Source organism: Methylobacterium sp. C25 (assembly GCF_021352225.1).
Taxonomy (GTDB): Bacteria; Pseudomonadota; Alphaproteobacteria; order Rhizobiales; family Beijerinckiaceae; genus Methylobacterium.
Window position 1 is genome coordinate 88,036 of sequence record NZ_JAAUVI010000015.1, and the last position, 12,581, is coordinate 100,616.

The 12,581-nt window shown below is 62.7% G+C and carries 15 protein-coding genes; 12 read left to right on the forward strand and 3 right to left on the reverse strand.

Going from position 1 to position 12,581, the window contains the following annotated elements; translation table 11 throughout:
* Positions 1-77: 77 nt before the first annotated feature.
* Positions 78-407: a CsbD family protein gene (locus tag HCU64_RS23220; RefSeq protein ID WP_233386715.1), complete on the forward strand. Its 330-nt coding sequence runs from the start codon at positions 78-80 to the stop codon at positions 405-407.
* Between the two features lie 99 nt (positions 408-506).
* Here the strand turns inward: HCU64_RS23220 and HCU64_RS23225 are convergent, their stop codons facing one another.
* The gene (locus HCU64_RS23225) at positions 507-1,709 is read right to left on the reverse strand and encodes an FAD-dependent monooxygenase (RefSeq protein ID WP_233386717.1); all 1,203 of its coding nucleotides are present in this window, start codon (positions 1,707-1,709) and stop codon (positions 507-509) included.
* Positions 1,710-1,922: 213 nt separating this feature from the next.
* Here HCU64_RS23225 and HCU64_RS23230 point away from each other — a divergent pair, with 213 nt between their 5' ends.
* From HCU64_RS23230 to HCU64_RS23255, 6 genes are all read left to right on the forward strand, one after another.
* Positions 1,923-2,273: a DUF3140 domain-containing protein gene (locus tag HCU64_RS23230; protein ID WP_233386719.1), complete on the forward strand. Its 351-nt coding sequence runs from the start codon at positions 1,923-1,925 to the stop codon at positions 2,271-2,273.
* A gap of 249 nt (positions 2,274-2,522) precedes the next feature.
* Positions 2,523-2,726, forward strand: a complete 204-nt coding sequence (locus tag HCU64_RS23235) for a ribosome modulation factor (RefSeq protein WP_233386721.1) — start codon at positions 2,523-2,525, stop codon at positions 2,724-2,726.
* A gap of 37 nt (positions 2,727-2,763) precedes the next feature.
* Complete coding sequence (locus tag HCU64_RS23240; RefSeq protein ID WP_233386723.1) at positions 2,764-3,135, forward strand: DUF4440 domain-containing protein; 372 nt, start codon at positions 2,764-2,766, stop codon at positions 3,133-3,135.
* Between the two features lie 7 nt (positions 3,136-3,142).
* On the forward strand, positions 3,143-3,778 hold the full coding sequence (locus HCU64_RS23245) for an NAD(P)-dependent oxidoreductase (protein WP_233386725.1): 636 nt from the start codon (positions 3,143-3,145) through the stop codon (positions 3,776-3,778).
* Positions 3,779-3,840: 62 nt separating this feature from the next.
* The gene (locus HCU64_RS23250; protein ID WP_233386727.1) at positions 3,841-5,139 is read left to right on the forward strand and encodes a Gfo/Idh/MocA family protein; all 1,299 of its coding nucleotides are present in this window, start codon (positions 3,841-3,843) and stop codon (positions 5,137-5,139) included.
* Positions 5,140-5,536: 397 nt separating this feature from the next.
* Positions 5,537-7,294 (forward strand): diguanylate cyclase, encoded by a 1,758-nt coding sequence (locus tag HCU64_RS23255; protein WP_233386753.1) that lies wholly within the window; start codon positions 5,537-5,539, stop codon positions 7,292-7,294.
* 592 nt (positions 7,295-7,886) lie between these two features.
* On the opposite strand, the gene HCU64_RS23260 is transcribed toward HCU64_RS23255, so the two are convergent.
* Positions 7,887-8,138 carry a hypothetical protein gene (locus HCU64_RS23260; RefSeq protein WP_233386729.1) on the reverse strand — a complete coding sequence of 84 codons (252 nt, stop codon included), beginning with the start codon at positions 8,136-8,138 and terminating at the stop codon, positions 7,887-7,889.
* Positions 8,139-8,203: 65 nt separating this feature from the next.
* Here HCU64_RS23260 and HCU64_RS23265 point away from each other — a divergent pair, with 65 nt between their 5' ends.
* The 4 genes from HCU64_RS23265 to HCU64_RS23280 all read left to right on the forward strand — a co-directional run bounded on the left by HCU64_RS23265 (position 8,204) and on the right by HCU64_RS23280 (position 9,381).
* Positions 8,204-8,407, forward strand: a complete 204-nt coding sequence (locus HCU64_RS23265; RefSeq protein WP_233386731.1) for a hypothetical protein — start codon at positions 8,204-8,206, stop codon at positions 8,405-8,407.
* A 204-nt stretch (positions 8,408-8,611) separates the two neighbouring features.
* The gene (locus tag HCU64_RS23270) at positions 8,612-8,881 is read left to right on the forward strand and encodes a PepSY domain-containing protein (protein WP_233386733.1); all 270 of its coding nucleotides are present in this window, start codon (positions 8,612-8,614) and stop codon (positions 8,879-8,881) included.
* 24 nt (positions 8,882-8,905) lie between these two features.
* Positions 8,906-9,160, forward strand: a complete 255-nt coding sequence (locus HCU64_RS23275; RefSeq protein ID WP_233386735.1) for a hypothetical protein — start codon at positions 8,906-8,908, stop codon at positions 9,158-9,160.
* Entirely contained in the window at positions 9,157-9,381 is a 225-nt protein-coding gene (locus HCU64_RS23280) for a hypothetical protein (protein WP_233386737.1), read from the forward strand. Before HCU64_RS23275 ends, HCU64_RS23280 begins: the two co-directional genes overlap by 4 nt.
* Positions 9,382-9,407: 26 nt before the next feature.
* On the opposite strand, the gene HCU64_RS23285 is transcribed toward HCU64_RS23280, so the two are convergent.
* Complete coding sequence (locus HCU64_RS23285; protein WP_325170017.1) at positions 9,408-11,162, reverse strand: ShlB/FhaC/HecB family hemolysin secretion/activation protein; 1,755 nt, start codon at positions 11,160-11,162, stop codon at positions 9,408-9,410.
* Between the two features lie 137 nt (positions 11,163-11,299).
* Between HCU64_RS23285 and HCU64_RS23290 the strand changes: the two genes are divergently transcribed.
* Positions 11,300-12,581 (forward strand): FecR family protein (locus HCU64_RS23290; RefSeq protein ID WP_233386741.1); only part of this gene is annotated, 1,282 nt, incomplete at its 3' end.

The following is a 12,581-nucleotide window of genomic DNA, read 5'->3' on the forward strand; positions in this document are numbered from 1 at the left end:
GAAACGATGCCGGATCACGGCGGACCGTCACGCAGGGAATCCCTAGGGATACCTGCGGAACGATTGGAGAGAACAACATGGTCGATCCTGACAGACTGACAGGTGCAGCCAGAGAAATGGGCGGCAAAATCCAGAGCGAGATCGGTGGCCTGTCCGGCTCGCGGCGGGACGCCGCAGAAGGTCGTGCCAACGAAGCCTCAGGTCGAGCCGAGCGTCGCTACGGCGAAGTGAAAGATGCGGTCCGACAGGTAGCCGGTGACGTCGCCGACTATGCCGAAGACGGCTACCGAACTGGGAAACGGTTTCTTCAGGAGGGGCATGAGCAATCCGTCGAGTGGCCGCATGCCTCGCTGGTGGTCGCGGGGCTCGTCGGCTTCGGTCTCGGTTTGCTCGCCAACCGACGCTGACCTGACTGGCGTTCGGATCGATCTGGATCCAGGGAATTTGTGCTGCTTCGATGATGGGGCAGCCTTTTTCCCGAGGCTCTTAGTCAGACGCCTGTACTATCAAATCCTTGCGTCTAAGTTGTAATCTGGCAGATCGGGTCCGTTTTCGTCTCCAGCGAACAGCTTGCCCGCTACGCTTCGCACCGCTGGCGTGGCCGCGAAAGCGAGCACGGTGTGTTGAAATGCTATGCCGAAGCGGGTGCTTGGCTGAAGCAATCTCGGCCCGAACTTCGGATAGTCCTGACCTTTCTGCACAATGGGCCGCATGACGCGCTCATAGGCCGCAAACGCGTTCGGCATGTCGCGGGTGCGAGACATCTCGCCAGCCAGCACGTACGCGCCGATCAACCCGAGGCTGGTACCCATTCCGGTGATCGGCCCAGTCGCCCAGGCCGCGTCTCCCGTCAGCGCAATCCTACCTTCCGACCAGCGGTCGATGTGAACCTGCCCGACCGTCTCGAAATAGAAATCCTCCGCCGCGCGCAGACCCTCCAGCACACGAGGTGTCTCCCAACCCGCATCCGCGAAGTGGTGGATCATTACCTCTCGCTGCTCTTCGAGCGGCAAATCTTCATAGCCGCAGGGCGCTTCGCGCAAAGTCATCACGACGCGCGTGGTCCCGTATCGGTCCGGGCGTAGGAGAACACTGCGGCCTCCGGGCGCGGCATACCAGCGGGCCACGTCGCCATCGCCGTGGCCCCGAGGGATGGTGAAGTAGGCCATGTAGAGGCCGATAGGCTCGCGGTCGTGATCCCTGCCGAGCAGGAGCTTGCGGGTGGAGGATCCGATCCCCTCGGCGGCGATGACCGCGTCGAAGCGCTCCCGGGTGCCCCCGAAGAGAGTCACGCCAACCCCGCCTCCTTGCTGTTCGAACTCGGTGATGTGGTCGCCGTAGCGATAGGTGGCGCCTTCGCGGCGACTGGCCTCGACCAGGATGCGGGCAAGGTCACCGCGAAGGATCTCCAACTCTGCTGTCGGTCCGTCCACGCCGAACTCGGCTTGGTCAAACTGCGCACAGGTCTTGTCGCGCTCATCGACGAAACGAATGCCCGTCTCGCCCGTCCCCTGCTCCTTTACGACTTGCTCTAAGCCCATACGCCTAAGGACTGTGCGACCAACACCTCGGATATCGATGTTCTGCCCCCCGTCCCGGAAGGCGGGCGCCCGCTCCAGTACCGTGACCTCATCGCCGGCTCGCGCGAGCCAGAATGCCAGGGCCGGCCCCGCTACACTCGCGCCCGTGATCAAGATCCTGCGTGCCATCGGAGCCCTCCTCGCGCCGAAGAGAACGGCATCGTCGTAGGCCGGTTGCACCGAAACGCATGACTCCTGGATGGAGCGGGCCAGCCCAAAGCTGGCGATGAATGGCCGCAAGCCTTGGCGGGGCGCTTGCGCCGCAGGGGCGGTCCGGAACGTGTGCGTGCGGTCCGGGTTTGCCGGCCATCCCGACAATCCTCCAAAGCCAGGAAATCAACGATGTCAGGGAAAAGCGATCACCAGGCGACCTACCAGGAGTTCAAGGAGGTCGTGAACATGACGGCCTCCGCGCTGGAGAAGCATCTCAAGACCGAGGAAAGCCGCTCGGTCGGCCAGAAGAAGGACGGTGGCGAACCGACCGGCCATGCCGAAGGCCGACGCATCGTCGAAATGCTACACAAAAAGAAGTCGGAGCTGTCCGACGACGATTACGGCCACATGCGAAAGGTCGTTGGCTATGTGCGGCGCCACCTCAAGCAGGGTGGACCCGAGGACAAGGCCGAGGTCGAGCACTCGCCGTGGCGTCTGTCGCTGATGAACTGGGGCCATGATCCCTCGAAGGCGACATGAGCCGTGCACGATGATCCCACCCCAGTTGCGGCAACGGTCGAGGCGTGCGGCGAGACCCGTGGACGGTTTCGACGGCATCTGACCGGCGCGGACGGCGTGTCCGTTCGCGAGTCACCGAACTACGATGGCTCTCCCGCAGATGCAGCCGCCGCCGGCGAAATGGCGCTCGGCTCATTCGAAGTCACACACCGATGAACTAGCCGGTTCCAATCCGTCGGCATGCCGACACCATCAACCGTGGAGATACCAATGACCGAAGGCGCAACCGCCAGCGACAGCCCATTCATTCAGGGGCGCAACGCTCGGGTCTACGGCAAAACCCGCGACAGCTGCCCGTATCCGGAAGGCTCCGAAGAACGCACAGCTTGGCTGCAGGCCTGGGAAGAGGCCGGCACCGACGATCAGGGCGGCAACACTGCCGAGATCGAAAAGGGCAGCGCCGACACCGTCTGAGCGCCCAAGCGCCTCCACTTCAACCAAGGAGATGATCATGGATGATGACCGTGTGTGGTCGTTCGAGAAGGGGCTCTGGCTCGGCGAAGCGGGCCATTACCGCGAACTCGTCGATGACGAGTGCCTTATGGTGCTGCCACATCCACCTTTCGTCCTGACTGGAAAGCAGGCCATCGAGGCGGTAGCGAACACGCCGCGCTGGAGCGAGGTCGACCTGTCGAAGCGTCAGGTTGCACGCCCCCAGGAAGGATTGATCGTCATCGCCTACCATGCGTGGGCTTCTCGCGAGGAGGAGGCCTACCAAGCCTATTGCACGTCGACCTTGAGGCGCTTGTCGCACGACGAGTCGCGCGTCGTGCAGCATCAGCAGATGGTGCCGGTCAACATACCCGGCACGAGCGAGGGCTAATCCAGCCATGGCGCATGTGCTCGTGATCGGCGCCAGCAACGGCGTCGGCCTGGAGACAGTGAAAGCGGTGCTGGGGGCAGGACACTGCGTACGCGCCTTCGCTCGTTCAGCCTCGACTATCGACTTTGCGGGCCCGAACCTCGAGACGTTTCCGGGGGATGCTCTTCTGGCTGCCGACATCGAAGGGGCGCTCCACGATGTCGATGTCGTCGTTCAAGCTCTGGGCATCCCTTTTCACGCCATGTTCAAGCCGGTGACGCTGTTCAGCGCCGCCACCAACGTCTTGGTGCCGGCAATGGAAAAGGCCGGGGTGCGCCGCATCATCTCGGTCACCGGCTTCGGCACCGGCGACAGCCGCGAAGCGATAGGCCCGCTCCAGCGCTTACCCTTTCGCCTCATGTTCGGTCGCGCATACGATGACAAGGACGCTCAGGAGATGCGCATCCGTCGCAGCGGGCTCGACTGGACGTTCGTGCGACCCGGCATGCTCACGTCCGCGACCAGGACCGGAAGGTACCAAGTCCTGGAATCGGCCTCGCCTTGGCACAACGGAATGATCCCCCGCGCCGATGTCGCCGACTTCATCTCTCGGCAGATCGAGAGTCCCGTCTACCTCCGCAAGGCCGTGGTGCTGGTCGCCTGAACCAAGACCCGGACCTTGCGATCTGCCGCCGACCTGATCCTCGCAAACTATGGAGCCAGAGCGTGTCGAAGCGCGTCGACCTTCACCGTCGCAACCTCCTGAAGATCACGGGCCTCGGAGCCTCGGGCTTCGTGTTGGCTGATGCAGCCCAGGCGGCGCAAAGCTATCCGGCGCCGAGCAAGGTCGATACCGGCAGTGTCGAGGGCGGCAAAGTGAAGTTCGAGAACTGGCGCGCGCCGGCCGACACGCCCTCGGGTCCGCCGCCGGTGCCGATGCCGCCCTCCAAGCGTGTCGGATTCGCCATCGTCGGCCTCGGACGTCTAGCACTCGAAGAGATCCTCCCGGCTTTCGGCGAGAGCAAAAAGGCCAAGCCGGCGGCCCTAGTCTCGGGCACGCCGGAAAAGCTCAAGGCGGTCGCTCACCAGTACGGCATCTCGGAGAGTGCCTGCTTCGACTACGCCGCCTTCGACCGCGTCCGCGATAACCCGGAGATCAAGGCGGTCTACATCGTGCTGCCGAACGCGATGCATCGGGAGTTCGTCGAGCGGGCGGCGGCGGCCGGAAAGCACGTTCTCTGCGAGAAGCCGATGGCGACCTCGTCGGCCGATGCCCGCGCCATGATCGCCGCCTGCGAGAAGGCAGCCGTGAAGCTCATGGTCGCCTACCGGATCCAGTACGAGGTCTACAACCGGCGGCTTGCCAAGTTCGTCCGCGAAAAGACCTTCGGCCGGCTACTCGGCATGTCCGCAACCAACGTTCAGACAGTAGCTGAGAACGGTGCCGAGCAGTGGCGGCACAAGCGAGTCATGTCTGGCGGCGGTTCGCTGCCCGACATCGGCCTCTACTGCCTCAACACGGCACGGTTTCTCACCGGCGAGGAGCCAGTCGAGATCTTCGCCTACACCGTGACGCCACCGAACGATCCGCGCTTCGCCGATGTGGAAGAGACGGTCTCGTTCCAAATGATCTTCCCCTCCGGCTTCATCGCCAACTGCTTCACGAGCTATGGCGGCCGCGACGACAAGCACCATCGACTGAATTTCGAGAAGGCCGTGGCCGACATGCCGAACGCCTACCTCTACGCGGGTCAGCGTCTGACAGTGACCTCGCGTAGCGGGGACGCGACGAGCCGGGAGGAAATCGTCCTCAAGCCTAAGAACCAGTTTGCGGCCGAGCTCGACCATATGGCCGATTGCATCCTGCAGAATCGCAAGCCGCGTACTCCCGGCGAGGAGGGCCTGCAAGATCAGATGCTGATGGAAGCAATCTACGAGAGCGCCAAGACTGGTGCGCCGGTAAAACTGAAGGCGTCGGACACGCTCGACGCGTTCCGAGGGCCCCCGCTGTCTGACGAAGACTAGACAAGCAGGCGTCGCTCATATCCCTCGCGATCAAACTTCCCCATTGGGTCATCAGCGAGTGAAGCACGGCCCATTCGAGCTCGAAAATCTGCGGGCAGAGGTGATCATCCGTTCAGCAGTCTGCGCCTAATGTGCCGGGTAACGTCTCCAGGCGAACGGACGTCGGGACCTTATGAAAATCCGTGCTCTCCCGCGCAGGGCTGCCGAAGGGCCCTCCATCCTAGGCAGATCGGCTGTCGCCGCTCCACTCTCGTTCGTGGCACTCGTCTGCCTGATCCTGCTCGTGCTTGCAGGCTGGCATGAGTGGATGACGAGATCCGACGTGCTTCGGGACGCAGCGAAGGATGCCGCCAATCTGGCGCGTTCCCTGACCCAGCACGCCGACGACACCTTCGAAATGTCCGATGCAGCATTGATCGGCATCGTCGAGCGCCTCGAGACCAGGGGGCAGGCACCCGAGGAGCTGGACCGCCTGAGCCGCTTCATGGCGTTGCGCGTCACGACACTTCCGCGAATCCGAGGCCTGTTCGTCTACGACAAGACAGGGGCGTGGATCGCGAGTTCACTGCCTTCGCTTCCGGTCGGTTTCAACAACTCGGATCGTGCGTACTTCCAGCGCCATCTGCGCAGCCCTGAGCGCTCGTCCTTTCTCGGAACACCGGTCCTGAGCCGGTCGAGCGGCGAGTGGATCGTGACCCTGTCGCGCCGATACGATGCGCCAGATGGCTCGTTCGCGGGCGTCGTCCTGGCGACGCTGGATGCGTCGTACTTCTTCGAGCACTACGCGCACTTCAACGTCGGACCTCATGGCGCGATCGCGCTGATGCATCGCGACGGAACCGTGATGGCCCGCTACCCGGATGGCCCCACGACGGTCGGGCGAAATCTGTCCCGTGGTCCCTTGTTTCAGCAAGGCCTGCCCAACGCGCCGTCGGGAAACCTTCGATACGTCTCGCCGGTCGACGGGCGGGACCGGATCAGCGGGTATAGGTCATCGTCGCGACTGCCGGTCGTCCTTCTGGTTGCCCTGGACGTCGAAGACGCGCTGGCCCCGTGGCGATCGGACGCTCTCTGGCGGTTTGGGGCCGTCCTCGTGCTCGTCGGCCTGATCGCGAGCGTGGGATGGTGGTCGATCCGGCAGGCGGAGCTTCGCCAATGCGCCGAGGTCGCGCGCCTCGAGACCGAGACGAACTTCCGGCTGTTGGCGGAACACAGCGGCGACATGGTCTCCCGCATCGGTCCCGACGGACGTCGCCGCTATGTCTCACCCGCATCGCTGAAGATCATCGGTCGGCGCCCCGAAGACCTCTTAGGGCGGAACGTGTTCGAAGATGTTCACCCAGACGATCAGGCTGAACTCGAGCGAACCGTCGAAGCCTTGAAACGCGGTCAGGTGGGCGAGGTCATCGTGACCTACAGACACCGCCATCAGGATGGGCGAGACATCTGGCTCGAAAGCTCTGTGCACGTGTCGCTGGATCCGCACTCAGGCGAGCCCGATGGCGTGGTCGCAACCTCCCGGGACGTCTCGGATCGGAAAGCGCTGGAGGATGCTTTGCGGTCGATGGCTGCCACGGACGGTCTGACGGGCCTGGCCAATCGACGCCGCTTTGACGAGGCGCTGGCGGCCGGCCGCAGCTACGCGATCGGTCGGGGCAGTCCACTGGCGCTCCTGATGATCGACGTCGACAACTTCAAAGGCTTCAACGATCACTACGGCCATCAGGCGGGTGACGATTGCTTGAAGAAGGTAGCCTCGGCGATTGCGAGCAAGGTCCAGGTCAGCGGCGCCGTGATCGCCCGGTACGGCGGCGAGGAAATGGCGGTTGTTCTGCCTCATACCGAGCTTCGGACAGCTTGCGAAGTCGCAGAAGAGGTACGTGAGGGCGTCGAAGCTCTCAGGCTCGAGCATGCGCGAAATACGGCGGGCTCTTGGGTCACGGTCAGCATCGGCGTGGCCTGCCGCTCCTTCGCCGTTTCCGAGCGGGACGATGACGTTGAAGCAGACCTCGTCATGGTTGCTGACAAGGCGCTCTATGCCGCCAAGAACAACGGCAGGAATCAGATCATGCCTCCCGTGACGGGAGCGTGGGAAGTCAGAGATCGGCTTGGGCCGCGCACATTCGGCGCATGCCGGGCTCGGGTCGTCAACTGACGACAGCCGCGCTGCTGTCCGCTTTGGAACAGCAGCCAAGGCCGATTGAACGGCCAATTTGGGCGCGGAGCGGCCGACCAAACTTGGCCGAGAGCGGACCAGCCGCTCTGAAGCTTGCCAGGCGAGAAAGCAGACGTCACGGTTTTGTTGCGACTTGGTCGTTCCAGTTGCTAGCACAATGCCCGGAAGCGCGCCTGCCGGAGGCTGGCTAGGCCGGTGTAGTCGGGCTGCTCGCCGGCGGCTGGGCGGCTGGCATCGAGATCCTTGTCGCGGCCCACCTTAGCGTGATCACTGCGCCCGCCGGGGCGAGATTTACGAAATCACCGTGAGCCAAGCCCGATCGTCGGCCAAGGCGGGATGCCGGATCGAGCGCATCCCGCCACCCTTTCACCGCCGAACCTCGATAGCATGTCGCGATACATCCTGACTGCGATCGCCTTGGTAACCTTCGTGCGACGCTGCCGGCTTACTCCGCTGACTCCAGTTCGTCCTATGTTTGCCCGCTATCGCCTTCGTGCAGCACCCTAGGGCCGTAGAGGGGCGGTTACCTTTAAGAAACGCTTGGCAGCCAACATGCGCCATGGCGCCGGTTTCAAATCCTTCTCGGCTTGAAGAACGAGGCCTTCACCGCGCCGCCGCCGCGTTTCGCAGCAGGCTGGCGCGGATGCAAGCGACACTTCAGCTCGAGCCTGGCTTCGCGAGAGCGCTTTTCTTCTTCGGCGTCGTCGTCACGACCGTTTACCTCGGATTGGCCGGGAGGCTCGGTCAGTCGCAGGTCGAAGACCAAACGGCTTCGATCGGCAAGCTTGATTGGGTACTGCGCACTGATGAATGATCGGCGCATCAAGTAGATCCGCCTCTGTTGCCGTATGGAGACTCTAAGTTGATCGCCGGCATGCAAAATGGCGCATGCCGCGCTGGGTCCAGATCCCGATCATCGTCGTTATCTTTGCAATACCCGGCGCGCTCGCGGTCGTAATGGCGTGGCCGTTCCTGCGTCATCGCAGCTTGCCGACGGAACTTGATGCGGATGCAATCGGAATGATGGTCGCATCGGTTCTTGTCGGGATGCTGGTGACGATGATGGTAGTCCCGCCGAAGCAGCGAGTTTGAATGCGGCCGCAAGGCGATCACCTGTTCGCGAAAGCCGGAAATTTCTCAGCCCGAGGAGCCGAGCCGTGCGCCGAATGCGCGCTAGAGGATTGCATGAACCTACCGGCCAATCTCGCACGAATCTGACAAAACGCTGACAGCCACTGTCAGACCGGTGAGATTGCTCGATGCGATAATCCTCCTTCACAGCAAGGAGATCGGCTCATGAAGACCACAGCACGATTGACAGCGGCCGCTTTGATTGCCCTCGGCGCCAGCAACGCAGCATTCGCAGGCGGAAAACCGGGCGCTGACTGGATCCCGGCGGATCAGATCCGTCAGAAGCTCACCGACAGCGGGTACACCTCCATCACCGAGTTAGAGGCTGACGACGGCCACTGGGAAGGCGAAGGCGTCAAGAACGGCGTGAAGATGGAATTTCATGTCGATCCGAGGACTGGCGCAATCACCAAAGAGAAGCCGGACAAAGATTGATCCTGTCTTTCGACGATGGCCGGCATGTTCACCATTGAGATCGTCGGCACGACGAAGAGTGGTTGCCGAGTTCTAACATCGAAAGCTCTGCACGTCTCTTCACTCTCGGATGCACAAGTCTGGGCGCGCCATGAGTTCGATCTTGAACTGCATCTTGCGCCCTACATGGGTACTAGTGATGCGCCGGCTGCCCTGGTTCAGGTGCTCCGAGATGGTCAGGTAGTCTGGAAACTGACGCAGGCAGAACGGGTACTCGAACGCCGGCGCGAACCGCAATGACGCAAGCTTCCAACGCTGCGCCTCAGGCATTCTTGGTCGCTGTCAAACAGCGTCGTGAGCAAGTGCGCGTCTACGCTGTCCTGGCATCCGATGCCGACGCAGCGGTGGAGCTTGTCACCGAGAGCGCAGCCGATGACGTTGAGGTGGAGATCGCAGGTCAGCTCTCGAAGCGCATGGCGCGATCGTTGAAGCTGCAGCCGGGCGAGATACGCTTCATCTGATCAGCAAGAGGCTGCTTATGGAGCGATCAATTACACCTCCAGCTCTGAGAGCCCGGGCAGAGATGAAACGTGTTGGTCAGGGAAAACAGCACAGCGATGCCATCAGAGCGCCGATATGTAGCCGTGTCGGCGATCGGCTTCGCAATTGCGACGCCCGCCAACAAATCATTGGTCACAAAAAAGCGCACTCCCGCACCGATCGAAGCAATTTTCTGAACGAGACTCTTGGAATTCAGGTAAGTCTCCGTCGCGCCCCCTTCGGCGAAGCCGTATAGCTGCAGGGCATTGAGGTACTGCATCCCGAGCGGGATATCGTATCGAAGTTCGGCGGATCCGGCGATTGCATTGTCACCCGATATCCAGCCCGCTTCAAAACCACGCCCGAACGAATATCCGCCGAGATAATATTGCTGGGTGATCAACAGCGGACCGGATGCGATCTGACCGCCGGCCGCAAGCTTCACGGACCAGGCATCGGTCAAGTTCTGATAGTGAGCTGCTGAAACGTTGAACAACGAGAACCTTGTCGACGCTCCTGACCTCGACAGATCTGTGCCTGAACTCCGACCATCGGTCGCGCCGAGGCCTTGGCGAAATGTGCCGAAAAGGTAGGTCCAGCTCGATTCCGAGATGTGCAGCTTGTAGTCGGCCGATAGGCTCAGCAGACCGAGATGGTCTTCGTAGCTGCGCCCAGCATATGTACGCTCCTCGATATTGCTGATGCCCAACGCACCTCCCAGCCAAAGCGTTTGGCTCTGACTTACGAGCGGCGCGTACCAGGCGCGCACCTCATAGGTATCGGCCTCGGAGCGAGTGCCCAGCCAGCGCCTCGCATCGCCCGGCCTGATATCGCTTCGTGTCGCGGCAGCGCCGATCCTGAAGCTGTCGGTCCCGATCGGCGCATCGTAGGCGAGACTGCCGAAGCTGAGCTCGCGCCACGAGCCCAGGGACGAGGAGCCCGAGAACACCAGGCTGTCTCCTGGGACGAGCAGCGAGTTCAGGGCCGCCGTGGCCGAGCCTTGCCACGGACCGACCGCTGCGGAGCCGAGATTGTCGAGGCCGACAGCCCCGTAGACCGTCCAGGACTGCACCGAAACCTTCAGCCGGAAACGGCCACTGGCCGGCACAATCTCATCCAGGGTCGTATCTGTAACGCGGATACCGGGCCTGTCATTGGCCAGGAGGAGCTGTCGTTCGAGTGTGGAACGCCGCGCCGGCCTCTCGGCAACCAAAGGGGCCAAGAGCCGATGCAGACCGAACCGATCGGCATCGTCGCCGATGATGACGATGTCCTCGATCGTGCCTTCGACGATCTGGATGCGAAGGCGACCGCCAGCCAGATCCTGAACCGGCACGATCGCCCGCGTGAGATGATAACCGGCGCCTCGGTAGGCGGCGCTGATCGACGCGGTAATGGTTGTCAGATCGGTTTCGGAGACATCCTGACCGATGAAGGGCGCATAGGTTCCGGCAAGATCGGCTGCGGCGAGCACCGATCCTCCTTCAAGCACCACGGCACGGAGCCGGAACCGCGCGCTCGAAGATGCATCGGCGGCGGCTTTCGGTGCCACTGATGCAAGTTGCGGAGTCCTCAGCCGATCTCCCGTCAAACTGAGATCAGGTTTAGAAGCCAACGCTGCGGCGGGAGGCACAACACGTCCGGTCGACTGGGCCGCTGCAGATCCTGCAAACATTATAGCCGATGTATAAAATAATACAGAAATGGATGCGCCAACTGAAAGCCCTGTAGCGCATTCTTTGTGTTGCCGCGGCCGCCACATGTCCTTTTGCCTGTCGGTACTCTAAACGCTGCTTCGTGCGGGCAACCGTAAAAAGACATGGTTAACGAATTCCCATTAATTCGGAATGTGCGTTGCCGCTTTCCGTTGCACTGATGCAGAGTCAAGGAACCGGAGCCATGCTCCACCCATGCTTAAGAACTGGCCTGATCGTCGTTTCGGTCGCTGCCAGCCTGTTCACCACGACGCAGTTGGCCTTCGCTGAGGGCGGCCAATGGAAGGTCGTCAAGGTTTCGGGCGAGGCGTGGATCTCCGGAGACAAGGTTCGCACGGCATCGGCCTCCGACACCGAACTGCTCCGCGCCGGTGACTCGATTCGAACCGGCCGAAACGGGCGCGTTCTGCTGAACCGCGGCGCGGAGAGCATCCTTGTCTCACCGAACTCGGCGATCACACTGCCCGGCGAGGGCAAGCCGGGCATGTCGACCGTTCTGCAGCAAGCCGGAACGATCCTGCTCGATGTCGAGAGGAAGAACGTCAAGCATTTCGAGGTCGAGACCCCCTATCTCGCCGCCGTAGTGAAGGGGACCCGCTTCCGGGTGTCACTGGAAGGCGGCCGGGCAAAGGTCGACGTCGAGCGCGGCCGCGTGCAGGTCGCGGACTTCAAGACCGGCGATTCCGCACTCGTGCTGCCAGGCCAGAGCGCCCGGGTGCTCGCCAATGCCGAGCAGGGACTGCAGCTCTCGGGCCGAGGCATGCTCGGCCAGATCATGCACGGCACGCCGCGCACGGCTCGCATAGCCCCGCTGGACGTTCCGAAATCCGGCCTGCGCCCCGCTACGGGTTCTGCGCCGTTGCGACCGGTGGGATTGCCTGGTGCCCCCAGCGAGGGCGGCGCCACAAAGGCCGGTCTCATTCGAACGGAGGGCGGCACGCCACGGATCACGGCACCGATCGGCGAAGTCACGCTCGACATCCATTCCGCTACCAATGGGGTCGCGCGGAATGGCGATCAAGGGCGAGTTGTGGGGGGCAGGCGCTCGACGGTCTGGAGTACCGGCGACCTGAACCCCGGCACGAATGTTGGGAAGAACAAGGCAGCCAACAGCGGCAATCCGGTGGGCGCCGCCGAGGCCGTACTGGGTGCCGGTGGCGCAGCACGCGCTTCCAGCGGAATCTCGGGCGGCGTGCTGACGACGACCGCCACCGATGCCGCGACCTCCACAACGCGCGCCGTCAGCGACAGCTCGAATGGCACCAACGGCAACGGTAACAGCAACAACGGCAACGGTGTCGGCAGCAGCGCTGGCAGCAACGGGAACGGAGCCGGCGGCAACAGCAATGGAAACGGCAACGGCGGTGGTAGCGGCGCCGGCAGCAACGGGAACGGAAACGGAGCCGGCGGCAACGGCAACGGCAACAACGGCAATGGAAACGGCAACGGCGGTGGTAGCGGCGCCG